This window comes from Vallitalea longa (assembly GCF_027923465.1).
Lineage (GTDB): Bacteria > Bacillota > Clostridia > Lachnospirales > Vallitaleaceae > Vallitalea > Vallitalea longa.
The window spans coordinates 132,759-152,598 of the sequence record NZ_BRLB01000001.1; the positions used below are offsets into that span (position 1 = coordinate 132,759).

At 28.9% G+C, this 19,840-nt stretch carries 18 protein-coding genes; all 18 read right to left on the bottom strand.

What is annotated here, in order from left to right; all coding sequences use genetic code 11:
* Positions 1–31: 31 nt before the first annotated feature.
* Entirely contained in the window at positions 32–712 is a 681-nt protein-coding gene (locus tag QMG30_RS00550; RefSeq protein WP_281811110.1) for a D-lyxose/D-mannose family sugar isomerase, read from the bottom strand.
* Between the two features lie 83 nt (positions 713–795).
* Positions 796–1,638 carry a MurR/RpiR family transcriptional regulator gene (locus QMG30_RS00555; RefSeq protein ID WP_281811112.1) on the bottom strand — a complete coding sequence of 281 codons (843 nt, stop codon included), beginning with the start codon at positions 1,636–1,638 and terminating at the stop codon, positions 796–798.
* 46 nt (positions 1,639–1,684) lie between these two features.
* Positions 1,685–2,545, bottom strand: a complete 861-nt coding sequence (locus tag QMG30_RS00560) for a ketose-bisphosphate aldolase (protein WP_281811114.1) — start codon at positions 2,543–2,545, stop codon at positions 1,685–1,687.
* Positions 2,546–2,645: 100 nt separating this feature from the next.
* Entirely contained in the window at positions 2,646–3,971 is a 1,326-nt protein-coding gene (locus QMG30_RS00565) for an ADP-dependent glucokinase/phosphofructokinase (RefSeq protein WP_281811116.1), read from the bottom strand.
* Between the two features lie 60 nt (positions 3,972–4,031).
* The gene (locus QMG30_RS00570; RefSeq protein WP_281811118.1) at positions 4,032–4,868 is read right to left on the bottom strand and encodes a carbohydrate ABC transporter permease; all 837 of its coding nucleotides are present in this window, start codon (positions 4,866–4,868) and stop codon (positions 4,032–4,034) included.
* A gap of 1 nt (position 4,869) precedes the next feature.
* A complete protein-coding gene (locus tag QMG30_RS00575) occupies positions 4,870–5,769 on the bottom strand; it encodes a carbohydrate ABC transporter permease (RefSeq protein ID WP_281811120.1) in 900 nt (299 codons plus the stop codon).
* 76 nt (positions 5,770–5,845) lie between these two features.
* Positions 5,846–7,165, bottom strand: a complete 1,320-nt coding sequence (locus QMG30_RS00580; protein WP_281811122.1) for an ABC transporter substrate-binding protein — start codon at positions 7,163–7,165, stop codon at positions 5,846–5,848.
* A 340-nt stretch (positions 7,166–7,505) separates the two neighbouring features.
* Entirely contained in the window at positions 7,506–8,255 is a 750-nt protein-coding gene (locus QMG30_RS00585; protein ID WP_281811124.1) for a hypothetical protein, read from the bottom strand.
* A gap of 49 nt (positions 8,256–8,304) precedes the next feature.
* Entirely contained in the window at positions 8,305–9,999 is a 1,695-nt protein-coding gene (locus tag QMG30_RS00590) for an ABC transporter ATP-binding protein (RefSeq protein ID WP_281811126.1), read from the bottom strand.
* A 14-nt stretch (positions 10,000–10,013) separates the two neighbouring features.
* The gene (locus QMG30_RS00595; protein ID WP_281811128.1) at positions 10,014–11,843 is read right to left on the bottom strand and encodes a YcaO-like family protein; all 1,830 of its coding nucleotides are present in this window, start codon (positions 11,841–11,843) and stop codon (positions 10,014–10,016) included.
* Between the two features lie 25 nt (positions 11,844–11,868).
* Positions 11,869–13,161: a radical SAM/SPASM domain-containing protein gene (locus QMG30_RS00600; RefSeq protein ID WP_281811130.1), complete on the bottom strand. Its 1,293-nt coding sequence runs from the start codon at positions 13,159–13,161 to the stop codon at positions 11,869–11,871.
* A 122-nt stretch (positions 13,162–13,283) separates the two neighbouring features.
* Positions 13,284–13,406 carry a hypothetical protein gene (locus QMG30_RS00605; protein ID WP_281811132.1) on the bottom strand — a complete coding sequence of 41 codons (123 nt, stop codon included), beginning with the start codon at positions 13,404–13,406 and terminating at the stop codon, positions 13,284–13,286.
* Between the two features lie 731 nt (positions 13,407–14,137).
* Entirely contained in the window at positions 14,138–15,298 is a 1,161-nt protein-coding gene (locus QMG30_RS00610) for a DUF4179 domain-containing protein (RefSeq protein WP_281811134.1), read from the bottom strand.
* Positions 15,285–15,824, bottom strand: coding sequence for an RNA polymerase sigma factor (locus tag QMG30_RS00615; RefSeq protein ID WP_281811136.1), 540 nt, complete (start codon positions 15,822–15,824; stop codon positions 15,285–15,287). The genes QMG30_RS00610 and QMG30_RS00615 overlap by 14 nt, the downstream gene beginning before the upstream one ends.
* Positions 15,825–16,030: 206 nt before the next feature.
* Entirely contained in the window at positions 16,031–17,047 is a 1,017-nt protein-coding gene (locus QMG30_RS00620; protein WP_281811137.1) for a metallophosphoesterase, read from the bottom strand.
* Positions 17,048–17,065: 18 nt separating this feature from the next.
* Positions 17,066–18,220, bottom strand: coding sequence for an SLC5/6 family protein (locus tag QMG30_RS00625; RefSeq protein WP_281811139.1), 1,155 nt, complete (start codon positions 18,218–18,220; stop codon positions 17,066–17,068).
* Positions 18,221–18,276: 56 nt separating this feature from the next.
* The gene (locus QMG30_RS00630; RefSeq protein WP_281811141.1) at positions 18,277–18,786 is read right to left on the bottom strand and encodes a hypothetical protein; all 510 of its coding nucleotides are present in this window, start codon (positions 18,784–18,786) and stop codon (positions 18,277–18,279) included.
* A 100-nt stretch (positions 18,787–18,886) separates the two neighbouring features.
* Positions 18,887–19,576 (bottom strand): GntR family transcriptional regulator, encoded by a 690-nt coding sequence (locus QMG30_RS00635; RefSeq protein WP_281811143.1) that lies wholly within the window; start codon positions 19,574–19,576, stop codon positions 18,887–18,889.
* Positions 19,577–19,840: the final 264 nt, after the last annotated feature.

Sequence of the window (19,840 nt, forward strand, 5' to 3'; positions counted from 1 at the left end):
TTATGTTCTAATTTGTAAGTATTTATGATATCTATTTTGCATCAGGATACTCATTACATAATAATCTATAAGGCAAAACATCTTCTTCTATTTCAGGGAATCGTCCTATAGGTTCATAGAACCTGTTATCCTTATCATCATCATTACACATCGAAACTTCTCCTAGAAGAACAGGTCCTCCTTCATTTGGTACATAAAAATCATGATACATATACTGAGTTATAGTAATACTTTCACCGGGTTTCAATAAAACTTTTGTCCCAGCAGGTACTGTCCTCATTTTTCCATCTGTACTGACTTGTACATCTGTATCTAATCTTCTTCCGTCTTCTGCTCCATTATAGACAGTTATATAAACATCATTGCCTCCACGATTAATAATATCTTCCATTTTACTCCAATGGTAGTGCATAGGTGCAGACTGATTAGGATAGAGCATCAATAATTTCTCTGCATAGGTCTTGTTGTATCTTTTATTATTATGATTTCCATTACGCAAGGTAATAAGTGAGAAACCTATCTTTTCGAAATCTCCCAAACCGAAATCAGTAATATCCCATCCTAATTTATTATCACGAATTTCATCATATTCATGTTCTTTTATTTTCCAATCTTCTGATGTCCATTTGGCAAAAGGTGGCAACATGAATTGTTTCTTTTCTATTAGATTTTCCATGTCTTTTATCACTTTATTTATTTTTGAACGTTTCATTCCAAATCATCTTCTTTCATATTTATATGAATAAATTTTATAACAGCAGGAATTTATATTTCTAAAAATCCCTGCCGTCAATATTAATATTTAGTTTCTGATAAAATGATTTCTGGTTTATCTGCATGTTTTTTAGCTATAGTCTCCTGATTAGTAACTAGCTCAAGTAAAGCATCTATTACTGCAGTTTCATTCAAGTGAGCATAATTCTTATAACAATTAAATATTTCTTCTTTACCATTAGAGATTAATGTATAATCTGCTTTATCTGCTACTGGTGACTGCGAATATCCCGTTATAGCAATGATCTTCAATCCTTTTTCGACTGCAAGCTCCATTCCTTGAACAACTGATTTAGATGTCCCAGACTGGGATAGAGCAATAATGATATCTCCTTTATCAGCAAGATTGACATGATTCATAAAATATTCAGGTGCAATGTTATATGTACACTTAACACCAAGCCTTCCCAATCTAAATCCCATATATTGAGCTAATGGGCTAGTATTTCCAGCCGCGATGATATGTACTTGTTTGCATTTTTTTATTAAGTCAACACAAGATAAAATATCTTCTTGATTAATATTGTGTCCAATAGCCATAATTGTATCTGCATAATTCTTAAACACGCCTACTACATCATCTGTTTCTTCAGGTAATTGAACCGAATTTTTTTGTTTTCTTCCCATATCTCGTGCAAGCATTATCCTAAACTGATAGTAACCTTTATATCCAATATGATGACACATCCTTACTACAGTAGCATCACTTACACCACTGGATTTTGCAAGTTCAGAAACATTCATGTTCACAACTTTTTCTGGGTTTTTCAAGATAAAATCTGCAACTTTCTTCTCTGCTGAAAAAATACACCCATAATTTTCACTAATTACTTCTTTTACTGTTTTTTCCAGTATTCCTCTCATCTTTTCACCTCAATGTAAATACTAAACCAACCAGATTTACGTACAATTAATACAATGAAGCTTTCCCATCAGCTTGAAATAGTTTTATCTTATGATGTGCAACTTCTTTCATTGCCGCAATACAAGGTGGCTCTATAGTGTTTGGTTCTCTAAGACTCTCATCTTGTAGTACATCTCTCATTTTAACATAATACGCCGCTTTTATGTCACTTGAAATATTAATTTTATTAACTCCCAAGTTAACTGATTCACCAATTTCCTTATCTGGATTACTGGAACCGCCATGAAGAACTATTGGTATAGTCACTTTTTCTTTAATTTTCTTCAATAAATCCAATTTCAGTTCAGGTTTAACCCCTTTTGGATAAATACCATGACATGTTCCGATTGCTATAGCTAATGTATCAACTCCAGACTCTTTTACAAATTTCTCAGCATCCTCAGGGTCTGTATATATTATAGTTTCTGTTCCTGCTTCTGCTTGAGAATCTGTTGAACCTATAGTCCCTAATTCTCCTTCAACTGAAACATCAACTGCATGTGCAGCTTCAACAACTTTTTTTAGTACTGCAATATTTTCTTCAAATGGTAAGCTAGAACCATCAAGCATAACTGAAGTAAATCCACTTTGTATTGCTACTATTACCTGTTCAAAAGATGCACCGTGATCTAGATGTATACAAACTGGAATATTTGATTGTAATGCTTTCATTCTAAGAGAAGCCAAGAAATCTGTTCCTACATGACTTAATTCATCCGGATGAATAGCAATGATTACAGGTGCATTAGCTTCTTCAGATGCTTCCATAATTCCATTAAACATTGCATAACTGGAAATATTAAACGCAGGTACTGCAAAATTCTTTTCATTGGCAATTTTCAATAGTTCTTTCATATTCATTAACATATTTTTTTCCTCCATTTTTCGTAAAATTATTATAATCGCTACATTAGGTTGTTAGTCAATCCATTATCGCCTCCTTAATTGAACCAATAATATCTATACTTTATTTTGTAGTGGTATACTCAAAACAGATTTGTACACCAGCAACAAAAGAGTCTCCTAATCCAATAGTATATTTAGGTTTATCAATGTATTTAGATGGCACTATCTTAATTCCATCCCTATATTCACTTTTGGAAACTATTTCTTTGTTTGATAGTCCTACTTTGCTTAAGGGAAGAGTCAATATCTTTTCTATCTGTTCCTTGGTTCCATACCAACCGAACATAGCCTTAGCTGTAGCAATCAAATTACCATAGATCAGACCTCTTTCGATATCAGCTTCTAATTCTTCCCCAACATACATTGAATAATCTTTGGTATGAACTATAATTCCTTTTTTGATATGAAACTTATCTATCAAACATCTAATTCCTCTAATGCAAGATAAAATATCAGTTATATCTATTTTATAGTCATACATCATCAATGTATATTTCAGTTCTTCTTCATTAAGGCTTACTATGTCAACTTTTGAATACAGACTTTCTATACATAATTTTTTTATCTCATTGTCGTGATAATGAGCATCTTCAAAAAATACTATTCCCTTAATATTTTTTTCCTTATATTTCAATATATGTTTCTTCACATATGTCAAATGTTCTTCCAATACCTTCTTATCCATAAGTGCATTAAAGCTGGATAAAACGTTACTACTTATATTGACAGCATTACTTTCGATATAGTTAAAGTAATTTTGATCAAATGGAACATATTCGTTTATAGTGATTTTGGTAATAATCAATCTATTAGATGCTGGAATACTCGCTTTCTGTTCCCCCAGCTCTATTACATCACCTTTCTTAAATTGAATGATGCAATGAATTTCTTGCTCTCCTTTACTGATTACTTCGTTTGTATGTATCAATCTACCTTTTTCTGATACAGTATAGATATATGGCGAACTTAGTATCTCGCATACATCTTTCGAATCATCAGTCAAATGAACAACTGATGGACATTTAATTGTGGCTAAAGCCATCGCTCCTTGAGTTGCAGTACCACCCATGCCTTTTGTATATTGAAAGTTTTTTGTAACCAAATTAATATTTTCAATATCTGCTTCTCCACCAATCCCATTTATAGCGTAGAACACCATAGTCTGTAATAGATCCTCTATAGTTATTATCTTAGGAACTGGTTTCATATCTTTTAAATTCCATCCTTGCATATTTTCTTTCAACAATCTATTTAATATATCAATTTGAAAATCGCATAAGAGATCCAGATTACTTGTATAACCCATTGCGGGAAATATATTTTTTTCTTTTCTCAATGAAATCACATTATCCAAATCATCAAAAGCCACTTTATATTTATCTTCCATTTTCATTACCTTCCCTCAGTACCAATTTGTAATATCAATACGCTAATAATATAATACAATTTAACTTTTTACAGAACCGGCAGTCATTCCTGCAATAAAATATTTCTGGAAGAACAAGAATAGTAAAAGAACAGGAAGGGAACCCAATACACTCATTGCCATCATTTGATTCCATTCATATGCATGTTGTCCCATTAATAGATTAATCCCAACCGGTACAGTTCTCATATCATTGGTTTTAGTTAATGCTAGAGCGAATAGATATTCATTCCATGCCTGCATAAAAGTATACATACCAACTGACACCAATCCTGGTACTGCTGTAGGCACTAATACTTTCCATAGTGCTTTAAACCTTGAACCTCCATCAATCATAACTGCTTCATCTAAACTTTTTGATAATGTATTAAAATATCCTGTTGTCATTAATATCGCATATGGCAGGGTAAAAAGCATATAAGTCAAAATCAATGCCAAGTATGTATTATATAGTTTCATAGTAACAATAAGACTTAGATATGGAATCAATAAAGTAATAGGTGGAACCGCCTGAACACTTACTATTAATGTATTTAGAATATTTTTACCTGGAAAATCAAATCTACTGAAACTATATGAAGCAAGAATTCCGATTACAAGGGTTAATACTACAACTGTAATTGCAATAAAATAACTGTTTATGAAAAATCTAATTTGTTCCGAACTTCCGAATATAGCTTTGTATGCATCGAAACTAAATGTTTTGGAAATCCATACTGGAGGCCATGCAAATATTTCTACATTAGTTTTGAATGAACTAAGAATCATCCAAAGTACTGGAAATCCTGCAAAACAAGCACCTAAGATAAGTAAAACAACAATAATAATTTTTATATATAATTTTCTCCCTCCAACCATCTTAGTCCCTCGCTTTCTGATGTCTCACGTAAAATATTGCTATTATTGTACAAGCTAACAATACGATACATGCACTTGTTGAAGCCATGGAATATTGATAACTGCTGAATCCCTGTTTATATATATATGTACTTAATGTTTCAGTAGCTTTTATTGGTCCACCACCAGTTGTCATCCAGATCAAAGCAAATTGCTGAATAGTCCAAACAAAGTCAAGCATAAGAAGACTTATTAAGATTGGTTTCAGTTGAGGTACTGTAATTCTAAAAAATTGCTTGAAACCATTAGCCCCATCTATAGCAGAAGCTTCGTATAGATCTCCACTTATACCTTGTAGACCAGCTAAGATACTAATCATGTAAAAAGGATAACCAGACCAGATATTAATGAATGTCACTGCCGAAAGTGCAAATTTTCTTGAACCTAACCACTCAATATTAGTACTTGTCAAATTGAACAACTGCAATAAATAATTAATGATACCATTAGGATTCATCATCATTTTCCATAATATTGCAATAACTGACGCTGTAAACATCCATGGTAAAACATATATCACACGAAATAATGCTTTTGATTTATTTCCTAAATATTTAGTGTTAAGCAGTAGTGCAAACATTACCCCAATAACCAAATGTGCCAGAACACTGATTACAACAAAAACCAACGTATTTTTGATTGCAGTAATAAAAGTACTATCTGCTAGAATAGCTTTATAATTGTCAAAACCAACAAAAACAGGATTTTTATTTACAATAACATTGTCATAGAAAGAAAATTTTATAACCATGATTATCGGAATTATCAATAATAAAAACATAAGAATCAGTGTTGGCATAAGATAAAAATAAGGAGTTGCTTTTTTCGTAAAACCGCCTTTAACAATACTTCTTGCTTTCATCAACTTATTTCATCCCTCTCTTATATTTGTGAGCTATATAATATATAGCCCACAATATATAGTCACAAATACCTTATTACTTAAATGCTTTCTCCCATATTTCCTGTGTAGCTGACAGCATATCATTAACACCTGATGTATCTCCATCAATATACAATTGTAATTGTTCATCAAATGCTCTCATCAATTCTTCTGAAGTTGGAAGTCCAGTAAATTCATTTATAGCATAACAATCTTGAAAGATTTCATAAGCCTTAAGAAACATTTCATCTGCTCCCTCATAAGCTGGTTTAGAATATGTATTACCAGGGAAAGCATTAGCTGCTTCTGCCAACTTGGCATTTACTTCTTCACTCATCATATATTCAACGAACTTTATAGCTTCTTCTTTGTGTTCACAATTATCTGATATACCAATTCCCCAGTTGGCTACATCCATACCACTTGTTCCTGAATAACTTTCGATAATAGGAACATTAATAATATCTACATTCATATCTGGTGAACTTTTCCTAATCATTGTTAAATGTGCAAGAGAATCAATCATAAAAGCAATTCTTCCATTAGCGAACTCTTCAACCATATCAGCTTCTTTCATTGCATAAGCTCCTGGAGTGACAACACCTGCATCAAACATACCTTTAACAAAATCTACAGTTTTCACTAAATCATCATTACCAGTCAATGCTGGTTTACCCTCATTTAACATTGAACCTCCTGAAGCCCATAACCAACTCATGAAGTTGTTTTGAATACCACTTGGAGATTCTGTAGATAATGGTATCGCCCAACCATATATATTTTTATCTTTATTAGTGGCTTGTTTACAAGCTTCCATAAATTCTGTCCAATTGGTTGGAATCTTATCAATTCCAGCTTCAGCTAGAATATCTTTATTTACGTACATTGGATAGGCAAAGTTTACAACTGGAATCATATATGTACTGCCATCAACTTTTATTTGATCTGATAATTTACTATCATCATATCCATCAGATTCCATTAACTCCGTTAAGTTAGCGATAGAACCTTGTTTCGCAAAATCATATACCCATGAACCATCTAACCCAACTACATCTGCCATAGTTCCTGCTGCTGCCCCAGCTGCTATTTGAGTTTTTGTATCAGCATATGGATTACTTAATAATTTTATTTTCACACCTGTCTCATCAGTAAATCCATTACAAATATCACTTAAAACCCCATCTGGTAATTCCACACCCCACCATTGCTGAAATTCTAACGTAATACTCTTTTTATCCTTACCCTCTTGAGAAATATCTTTTTCTTTCTCTGAATCTTGTGATGACTTGTCACCACATGCAACCATTAAAATCATCATTGTTCCAATTAATAGTGTACACATTACCTTTTTACAAACCATTTTTAATTTCATTAATATTTCCTCCTTGTAAGTATTTCCTTTGATGATTTTATTGTACATGAAATATTATTTTATTTCAAGTGAGTTATGTAATATTTTTTCTTTTCGCCATTTTTAACAATTTTTCCTTATATTATGACTTATTTTACATTTTTTTTAGTAATTATCAACAATTTTTTAGAGGCTTCTATGAAATATTATTTTTTATTCATTACCTATAATTTTATATGACACATATAAAAACTCTGGTGAAATATTTTTTCTTCTTTATTTGATGAAGACAAAAAAACTCTGTAGTGTACTAAAAAATACACTAACAGAGTCTATATATTACTATTATATATTCAATTAATCAAAACTCATTTAACTTTACATATAATTCTTCTATATTCATAGTTTCAAAATTATATTCATACAGTTGATTCGTATATAGATCTCCAGACCTATAGAAAGATATTCTTGAGTATGGAGATTCTTGTCCACTATTATTTTCATCATAGCCAACTTTTTTTCTGACTTTATTTTCAATAAATCTGGCAAAACCTTCCTTCCATTCTTGCCATATGAAATATTCTCTATCACATTCATTAAGATGTTGTAGTAATAATTTTCTTTTAACTTTAACTGTTTCTAGCTTTTCATTATTAAGGGCATTTATATAATCTTTAAAATAGTTAATGAAATTTTCTTCATTATATTTGAATTTATAATTTATTTCCCACATAGGTGAATTTTCATCGTATATTTTCAATTTATTTTTTATATCTTCTTCTACAGTCATTCCTTGATAACAATGGACCATTTCATGAAAACAAACTATAGGAAAATTTTTTTCAAATATTAATTTATATCCTATGATACAACAATACTTTTTATAGTAATTATCCAAATAGAAACAGGCAGCGATATCATCTGGTATGTGCATCACAGCTTTGAATTCTTTAATAAAAGAATAGTTTGTTCCATTTGATTTATCAAATATATAACAATTATCATCTTTAACGATAACAATTGGATAATTGATCTTATAAAGCATATGTATTTCCTGAATATTTAATTGTATATTTGAAATATCATCTAAATAATTCTGTATATCAAGCATATCTTATCACCCCTCATGAAGTTATTAATAATATGTACTTTTTTATCTACTAATCATTACTTAATTGTTTAGAGAATAATCGTTTATATTCTTCACTATTCTTCATTAAGTGTTCATGATCACCCATAGCTTCTATCCTACCATCTTTTAAAACTACCATATAATTCAAATCATTCAATGATGATAGTCTATGAGAAACTTTGATAACTATCTTATTATTTAGATAGTCATTTATATCCTCAAAGATCGTATCTTCAGAATTACTATCTAAAGCTGATGTAGATTCGTCAAACACTATTATATCAGGATCATACATAAGCATTCTAGCGATAACTATTTTTTGTTTTTGCCCACCTGAGAAATTTAATCCTTTCTCTCTTATTAATGTATCCATTCCTTCTGGTAATGATTTGAAGGGTTCCAAAAATGAATATTCAAGTATTTCATTTAGCTTACTTTCATCATAATCATCTATACCTATTACAATATTATCTTTTATACTTCCAGGGAACATATATGTATTTTGACTTACTACATAAATTTTTCTACGAATAGATTTCAAATTATATTCTACCATTGGTATACCATTTATATATATATCATTAAAATCATATAAATTAAGTAGAAGTTTAATCAATGTTGATTTTCCACTACCCGATTCACCCACAAGCCCAACTTTATCATTTTCGGTTATTTTAAAATATATATCTTCTAAAACAACTTTTTTACTGTCATAACTAAATTTATTGATATCAAATTTTACATCATTGATCTTTTCTAATTTTATCTTAGAAGTATTGTCTTCCAGATTATTCAAAAGTTCTTCATTAATAAATTTCATTGATGCTCTAACATCTCTAAGACTAATATTAATATTCTTCAAATCAGTAAGAGCTGAAAAATAAATACTTAATATCATATTAATGAAAACTATATCAGCAAAACTTATCTGTTTCCTGAAATAAAGATATATAGATAATAATAAAACCGAGTTCTTTATTATATCTATAATAAATCCAAGTATAATGCTTACAATATTTGACTTAAGTATTATATTATTATTTTCTTTTTCAATTTTAAAAACATATTTTCCTATCATGTTAACAAATCCTGAATACTGACCTATTTGCTTTATCTGTTCAATATTCTGTACTACATTTATAATGTTTTTAAAATTATCTGCACATGTTTTTTGTAATTTACTACTATCTTCTTTTAGCTTGTTATTAATGCTTTTGTATCCATAAAAATTCAATAACGACAGTATAATGAATAATATTACTAAGTAAACACTCACATTAGCAACAAAATATAAAGAAATAATTATAGTAAGTATAGCTATTGCCGCTCTAGATACTTTATCTCCCAATAAATTAAATAAGTTATCTACCCCTTGTTTAATACGGGTAATAAAATATGAAGGTTCAAATTTATTTATATATGAAAATTTAGTTTCAAATAAATTATTATACATATTTTTACTTTCATTAACCTTAAATCTTAAAGAAAATCTTGTGTAAACATAGCTTGATATAATTTTAATAATATAAATACTTATTAATGCTACGAAAAATATGATGAAGTACAATAAAATATTACTTTCCTCATTAATCTCTACGTTAGTAAGTATTTCTTTGATTACTAATGGACCAATAAAATTCAGCAATGTCTGGATACATATTAATAAGATAGTTAAAGCAATATACTTCTTATAATTCTTTATATGTTTAAATATTGTATTCATACAACACCTCTTCTTTATTTGAATAACTCATCAAATATTTTTAATTGATTCAAATTCACTATTTTTTGTTGTTCCTTTAATGTTTTATGGATTCTTTTCACAATGTTATAAGAACAATTTGATTTTAGATTACATTCCTCACAATCATAGCAATTTAGTATATCATGATATTTAAATATTTCATTAGGATTTTTTAAATCTTTAATGACTTTTTCTACTATATCCACTGGATAGAATTTTATTAATATGCTCTTTACCGATTTTTCATCATGTTGTTCTGCTTTTCCACCTATATAATCTCTACAACACTTGTAATAAGCTAATGCCGACGTATCTATGTTTTTGAATTTCTTAATATATTTTATATATTTATTAAGCTCATAGTATGATTCTCTGTATCTTTTAGCTTTATAATAAAGGCAAGCTACAAATAAATCTGTTCTTAAATTGTTATATGAAAAAGAATCATTAAGTGGTATTTTCAAAAGATTAAAGACTGTATCATCATTAGTAAAATACTTTTTCTTCATATATGATATAATCTCTTCTATATCATTATCTTTTATATTATTTAGATTCATTAATTCATTTCTGATATTACTACTTATCTTAACTTCATTGATATTTTCTTTGGTCAATTCATTTATTTCGCTCATACCAGGTACAATTATATTCACTGATGGAAAATTCAAATAAGAAACATCTCTAACTAAAACATCAAACCCCTGATCAGTTATTATTTTAATTAGATATTCCAACATTTCTTTATTATCTAACTTAGAATTATCTTTTATATCTATAAATGAATAGGTGAATTCATCACTAAAATATTCCGTAGGATAAAATCCTGCTCCATTAGTAAATATGCTTTCATAATTTTCATTACTATTAATCTTACTATTTATATAAGAAAAATTAACCATATCAAATAAATTATCTAATTGCTTTCCTTGTAATAATTCAGTTAATGTCCTCTCTAGCGCTATTTCGAATACTGGATGGCAACCAAATTTGCAAAAGTATTTTTGAGTATTTTTATCTATAATGATTAATCCTACTACTGGATATTTTCCACCTAATGAACAATCTTTAATTATCACTTCATAATTTTCGATTTCTTCTATCTCTTGTATCATCTTATATGGCAATGGAAATTTTTTTAAATAATCCATTGGTATTGTAGGGGGTACTATCTTTTCTCTATGAATTTTCTTATTTATATATCTTTCTATAATTTCTGATAGTCCTTGTACTAATCCTTCTTCTAATGTATTACCTGCACTCATTCCATTTGTACAATAACAAAATTCAATTATATTGGTAGGTACATAACTCAATTTATTACTATTTATATTATAGAAAGGAATACAAATCAAATCACAAGAATATCCATCTGGAGTTAAAAACATAAGTTCCTTCAGACTATTAATAATATCTTCTTTACTATTGCTTTGCGGAAACAATTTTCTAATCCAATTCTCATCTGATAAAACAAATTCTTCAATATTAAGATATTTCTCATCTGTTGCATTATAAAATCCAAGATATGTTTTGCTTTCATTGCATAAATCCACTTTATAATTATATAAAGCTTTGTTTTGAAGTCTTTCCATAAATTCTCCATAAGCGCTCGCTAATGCATACTCATAAGTAGTTCCTTTACCATTGACATTTAATGCATTAGCTCCTTTTACTCGTAGATGAATAGAGTGAAATCCTTCAGCAGAATTAAGATGTATTTCTTCATCTAACTCGATACCTATATTATCAAGAATTTTTTTTATTATCTTTACTGTATCAGTTGGTTTCTTCTCTTTATATTTATTAGCACTTAATATGGACATTCCTTCAACTCCTTATCTTAATTTATTACTTTGATATAATCTTTGCCATTCTCATTCTTTGTCTTGATTCCTTTTCTAGATAATCACAAAAAAATGATAAATGATGATTTAAATCCCCATATACTTTATATGCTATAGCTGGGCAACCTCCCCCACAGATATATCTATATGCACAATCTTTACAATTTTCCATATCATCGACTTTAATGTTTCTGAATTTTTTTGTTACTTCTGAATTAGCTACTGTATCTTGCCAATTGTCATCTAGAATATTAGCTAATTTAAATTCTGGCAACATGAGACTTTGACATGGGTATATATCCCCTTCCGGATTGATTGCTAATATATTAGAACATGCCCCACATCTATATTTTCTTATTCCCAAATCCAACTTATATTTCTTAGTATCATCAATATCTGGTATTGGTGGCTCTGCAATCAAAGATAATTCATCTTTATTGTTAGGTATAAATCTTACGTTGACACATTTTATTCCATATTTTTCTTGTATTTCATTATTAAATGCTTGTATAGTATCTATATTCTCCTTAGTTATGACTGATCTAACTCTTAACTTTTTAGGAGCTTTTTCTGAAAAATATTCTAATAAGTTTATTATATTATTAAAACCTACCGCACTACGATTAATACTATTTTTTTTGATATCAAGGCTATCAAGACTAACTACAAATGAATCAACTATAGGTAACAATTGATCAACTTTATCCATAAGCAATGAACCATTTGATAAAATCTCCACTTTCGTATTATCATCTTTAATCTCTCTAATGATATCTATAAGATCTTTTCTCATAAGTGGTTCTCCACCAGTAAATATAAAATAATTAACATTCATTGCCTTTAGTTTATTTATTATCTGTATCCATTGATTCGTAGTTAATTCTTTTTGGGTTGCTGCTAAAGATTTATTATAGCAATAGGAACAATTAAAATTACATCTCAATGTAGGATGAATATATACCATATCTATTTCCTGAGTTGGTGAAAACCTATAATCTTCTAATGTAATTCTTTTTTCAGTATCATAATCCTCTTGGTTATAAAAAAATAATTTAGCTTTTACCAAAGTATCAATATACTTTTTAATTTCATCTATCTTTAATTCAATATCAAATTGTTTATAATAATTGATAATATTTTCAAATTCTATTTCCCCATTTTCATTAAGAATATATAGCACCAATTTTTTTACTGATTTACTAGCTTTTGTAAATTTATGGTTAAACGGAGAATAAATTATGTAATTTTCATCATCATATTTTTCTATTATTATTTTTTTATCATATAATAATTTCATATTTTTACTCCTTATTATTAGTTTAATTTTTACTATATATCAAAAACCTTCTCGAATTATTGAAACTATAATTTTAATTATTAAACAGTTTCTCCCTCATCGCTAGATGAGGGAGATTATAACTATTCTTCTTCTAAAATTCCTGAACCTGAACCACTACCTGAACTTAAGCCGCACATGCAAGCACATTTATCTTTTTCTTTTTCTTTTTTGTCTGTTGCTACTTCTAATCTAAAGTCATCCATTTTTTTACCTCCTTTCTATAATTAATGTTTTTTTATGTAAATTAAATTATGTCCTACAATAAAATTACTTTTTTTAAATATACAATTAATTAACATAGATTATTAAGTATATTATTATATATATTTTTTTTATGTAGTAATATTAAATTTTTTATCAAATTGGTAATATGTGTTATATTATAATTTAATAAATACATTTTTTAAGTTTAATATTTATATAGCGTTTTTTTCTAATTTTTCACTTATTTTATGCGATGAATACATTTTACTCTTATAAAATACATATGTCAACAATATATACTGTTTTTTTTAATATTTAATACAAATTTGATAATTTGTTTTATTTATAGGTGTTACGTGCTATTTTGTATTATTTATAGTTAGTAAAATTAATATTATAGTATATAAATATTTAATTATGTGTATAATTTATCATTTTCGAAAGTTATAAATAAAGTTCATATAAATATAATTATTTTAATTTTTTAATATACTTGTACAATTAAGTCAACATACAATTTTCTACCCATAACATATAGTCATAAGTTAAATTCATTAAGTTAATATCCAGTTATCTAACAACTTAATAACTAAAAAACAATAATTAAAAATAACTCTGTAAGGTACTAAAAGATAATTAATACCTACAGAGTCTATATATTATATTTTAAAATCGCAAAATTTTTTTTAATTTAATACTATGTAATAGCAATATTTATTTGACATTAAAATCATTCATCTTTTATATCATTATTCTCTAGTAATAATCTCATACCTCTTATAGTTCCATTTGCATCTCTAGAAAATTTAGTAGCTGTTTTGCGTCCACTATTGTTACCACCTATAGTAACAATTCTAGATGAAATTTCTTCCTCATAAAATACTTGTTCTATATGTATATTACATTCTGAACCCTCATATTCATAATGCAAAATGCCCTCTTCATCAGGAATAACCTCTTTTACTGATTCTGTTATAACAATAGCATCATCAAACTCTTTAACCATTTCTTCCCATTTGTTATTAGTCTCTTCAATCTCACCAAGTTCACTCTCTTTATTGTCTACAGAATCTTCTTCATCTTTCCCCATTATTTCTTCTAAATATTTTTCAGCTTGATCATAATCAGCTCTTTCAATATCTAGTGGTAAATCAAATAGAGCATTAGCACCATCGTAATCGGTATTGACACTTACCTCTCCTGTTACTTCATCATAGTTAAAAGCCTTTTTATCATAAAATGTACTAGTACTAATACAAAGATATACTCCTCTATCAGCAAATATCTCTACATTATCACACTGAATCAGTCTATACAATACTCCATCAATCACATCTTCACTATATCCACCATTCATAGAAGCTATATTATAGAACCAAGGCTCTTGTCCTTTGACTAATGGCGATATAAAAAAGTTAACATCTCCATATCCTTCCTCTGGCGTACTAGGCATCTCACTTCCATCATCTTTTTCAATTGAAACGACAGCCCAGGTTCTAACTGAACTTATATCCTTTGAATACATCTCAAAATCACTTAAGTCTTCCCCTGACACAAGACCAAGTAGAGTGAATTTGTATCCTTTTGAAATTACCGATTCATTGATTTCAACTGCATCTTCCTGTTCAAATGCATGTGCAAGTCCCTCATCTTTGAATTCTTTTGCAATTTGTTTTGCAGTTAATAGATGATATGCTGCCATAGCTGTTAAAGATAATGTTAGAGTAATTATAACAGCAACCAACGCTATTGATACCCTTCTTTTTTTTGGTTTCATATTACTATTCTCCCTTATTTCATCAATTATTTTTTCATTCAACTCTTTACTGGGTTCTATAACTGGTGTAAGGGCTTGTTCTAGCATTTTATTGAATTTCTCAGAATCTCTCATAATTACCAGCCTCCAACTCCAATATATCCTTTAATTCTTTCCTTGCTTTGAAAAGCCTGCTTTTTACAGTGCCTTGTGGAATTTTTAATGCAGATGCTATCTCTTTTATAGACATATCTGCTGTATAATACATGTATAAAGGAATTCTCATTTTACTATTTAGCCGATTAGCTGCATCTTGTATGAATAAACGTAATTCATTAGATAATATTATATCTTCTATACTCATCTCATCATTTGATATGTATTCATTATATATTTCTTCGTTAAATTCTTGTAATGGAGCTATTTTTTGCCTCCAAACATATTTACGGCGATTATTTTTCCAGATACCTATTGCTATTGAAATCAATAAACCTTTCGGATTGTTGTTTTTATCTATTTTATGGCACAGCTTAATTCCCTTTAGAAATGTTTCTTGATATAAGTCATCTGCATCATTTTTATCTTTTGTCAGATTATAACAAAATCCATAAATAGCTTTGCCGTATAATTCCACAAGATCAGTTACATAATCAGCATCCAAAAACCTTTCCCTCCTTTCGCATATTTGTAGCCTCCTTAACTTCTTTTATGTACAGCCCTTCATTTATATATTGTCATAATACCATAAAATGGTTCATTATTTTTGATATAAAAAACATAACTTTGATTACAATAAAAGGGCATCCCCTATAGATTTATTATCTATTGGTAATACCCCTTTGTTTTAATTGTACTCATAAAATTATCCTATTTGTCCTTACCTCTAACGAAATCAGATACGACTCTGGTTAGTGGAACTGGACTTACCTGAAAGGAACCATTATCATTAACTGTAATAAGAGTTCCTCCTCTTTGTGTATGCCTCTTTACAATATTTCTATATCCGAGATAATCTATAGACATTCCATATGTCATCATAATACCTTTATAAGTTAACGAAAGAGTATTCAAATGGTCATGTCCACAGAATATCCCTTTAATTGTATTATTATCTAATGCTTGTTGAAAAAAATCACATTCATATTTTGTTATTCCAAAATAATCGTTACTTTCACCGATACTTCCAAAATTATATTGAATGCTTTTATCTCCAAGTTTCATTTTCTCATAAGCTTCTTTAAATTCAGGTAGGGGCATATGAAAAAATGCCAAAGCCTGTAGATCTGAATTTTGTTTTTTTAGTTTCAATAACTCTTGTGTACACCAATTGGTCTGATCTTCATGTATGCAATCAAACCCACTGAAGAACCATCCATCACCATACATATTAGAATCTAAAATAACTAGTGCCATTATTAACGCATTTTCATCATTCACTAATTTAATTATATAATTACCAACACCAGTAAGCTCTTTCTTTCCTTTTGCAAAAATACTATACTCACCATTCATAATTATATCAGCTATCTGATCTTTATTTCCTTTTGAACCCATTTCAATATCGTGATTACCAAATAAAAAAGCATATGGAATCTTAAAACCATCCATGAAAGCAACTAGTTTTTTGGCTTGCTTAATATTATTTCTTGTACCTGATCTGAATATAAATGGAAATATACTGTCACCAGTCAAAATTATCAAATCAGGATTAGTTTTTTTAATCAATACAGTTACAGCTTCCATCCCTAATCTATCTTTTTTACGACATATTAAACCAAATCCCAAATGTAAATCTGTCAGTTGTAATATTTTATATGGTTTACTTCCAATTTTTATAGCATAATGTTCATCTTTATCTTTATAAAATTCAGGATTCCTATACATATCATTATCCTCCATCCATTAAGTTAATGGTACCATAGCTCCGATTGCACATATTATAGTAGATATTATCATTATAACCTGAAATGGTAACCTTCCAAATCCACCACATATTGGACTGGTTCCAGCTTTTTTTCTAGATTTATTATATGTAAACACAAGCATTACAGCAACAAGCACTACAACTCCTGACATGATTCTTGTTAATATTATAAAACTACTTACTCCAAATATAGCAAATAGTACTGATGGTATTGTCGCTAATAACCAACATACTTTATTATTTATGCCGATTTGTTCATGAACCACATCACGAAGACTTAATGTATTTGACCAGAACGTAGTTAATAAGGCAAACAATGAAAACAAACCTGCAAGTACAGCTGCCCATGTCCCAATATTTTCACCTAATTGAAGATATGCAAGTTCTTTATCAAGTGGTCCATTTACTCCTATCAAAACTGTTATTGTCACAATTAGAGCAAATAGAGAAGATATGCCAAAACCTAAAAATATAGAAGTCCTTATTTTCTTGGCATTGCCATTAAGCCCTTTTACAGATTGTATAACTGCTTGATTAGCAGAAGTTGCAAAAACAACCATACTGTATAACCCTAATAGATTATTGATATGTACTTTTGATGCTCTAATTCCATTAATTGGTCCAACAAAAGTTGCAATACTTATGGTTGCAACTATTACAATTAAAATAGATACTGTATATTTCTGTGCAATTCCAACAGCTTTCATTCCCATAAAAACTACTATTCCTGCTACTATATAATATATTAATTGTGCTACTGAAAATGGCACATGTATCCAGTTTTCTATAATCTGTGCTCCACCATTTATATTGCCACTAACCCCAACAATAATAGCTAATCCATAAATAGTGAACATGATCCATCCAAAAATTTTCTTGGTTTTGCCACTGAACAGCTCTCCTTCAAAACTCTTCACCAACTGAACTCCTCCATTATTGTAGGATAATTCAGCAATAATCAAATGTAAAACAACATTTATGAAATATGCTAATATTACCATTAGAATTACATCTCTTAAATTATTCTTTGTTGCTAAATAAGGTACTGCGATAATTCCTGTTCCGATACTGTGTCCAACTATCATACTGGTAGCTTCATACACAGTAAAATCAGCTTCACTCTTTATCTTCATCTTTTCCTCCCAAATAATACTTAATCCATAACTAAATGCTTTTTACGATTATATTGCTAATTATGTTGGATGATATGACATGTTATATTATCACATTCAAAGAATCTGATAAATGAACACACAAGGCAATTCACCATCACTGTTAAATAACCATTAATTGGTTTACTACCACTAAAATGCCAACAAGGACAAGTCATATCCTCCATACCAAATTTTCCTACAGCAAGTGTCTCTATATCTCCATCTTGGTTTAGAAACGGCTTTCCCATATACTGTACATTACCTAATAATAATAATTTTTCTTCTAGCGTTTTATCTTCATATTCCTTGGCAAAATTTCTCGAATTTTTCAATCTAGCTCCAGTTTTACAACAAGCTCTATCATACATTACTTTACTTATAGTATCATAGTCTAGAAGCTCTTCACATTTCTTCATGACAGAAGCCATAAAATTAGCTTCGTTTTGTTTTGGATTATTCTTGTCCTTAGGATAATCAACATTCATAATCTCTTTAATAATGTTTTCATCAACATTTACTTTCTTAAGATATTGCTCAAATGCCATACTATAATCTCCATATTTTATTATTCCCGATATTGGGTTTATGTGAATAAATTATTTTTCTAGTCATATATATTGAAACCTTTGTAGAAATGTATATCTTCTAATCGTCAAATTGTATCCAAGTAGAAAGACTTATACTATTGAATTCTTTTAGATTATTAAATAGCTCATCTAATTCAGATAATGCTTTTTTATCATCACCATCTGCAATAGCATCCATTAGTTTTGCATGACTATAATTAACTCTTGCAGTCAGCTCCTTATCAATAAAATAATTAAGATAATATTGTCTTCTAGCTAAAGCATGTTGAGGTAATAGCATCTGTCCAATAAATGGATTTTTACTGGATTTACATAATAATCTATTAAATTCATCATCTATTCTCAAAGCTTCTATTGCAGGTGCCCATTCCTCAGTAACTTTTCTATATTCAGTAGCTAATTGTCTTAACTTATCTCTTTCATCTGGAAATGCATATTTTGCAGCTCTTTTGACAACTAACTCTTCTAGTACTTTTCTAGGTTCCATTTGTAGCAATAATTCATCAACAGTAACTATACGTATTAAAATTCCTTTACGAGGAATGGTTTTAAATAAATGTGTTGGCTCTAGTCGTTTTAATGCTTCACGTACTGGTGTACGTCCAATATCTAGATATTCACTAATTTCTTTTTCAGAAACGATACTTCCAGGCTTCAATTCTGCCGTAACAATCATTTCTTCTATTTTCTTACTTGCATCATCAACTAAGAAATCAACATTTTTTTGCTTAAACTTATCGTTTTCCATTGTTATTCTCCTTCCTCTCCTATTGAATTATATCATAATTAATATTTTTATCATATATGCAAAAATATATTTTTCATCTACTTATGATGTCTTATCTTACTATTCCAGATGATTGCTGTATTCAACATAGAACTTTTACATAATCCCTATATTCATATTGACTTTTTCGACATAAAATGATAAATTATTATAATATATCAGTAATATATTACATGTATACCATTAATATATTATGGTCTATAATTTAATCTACTAAACTTCACT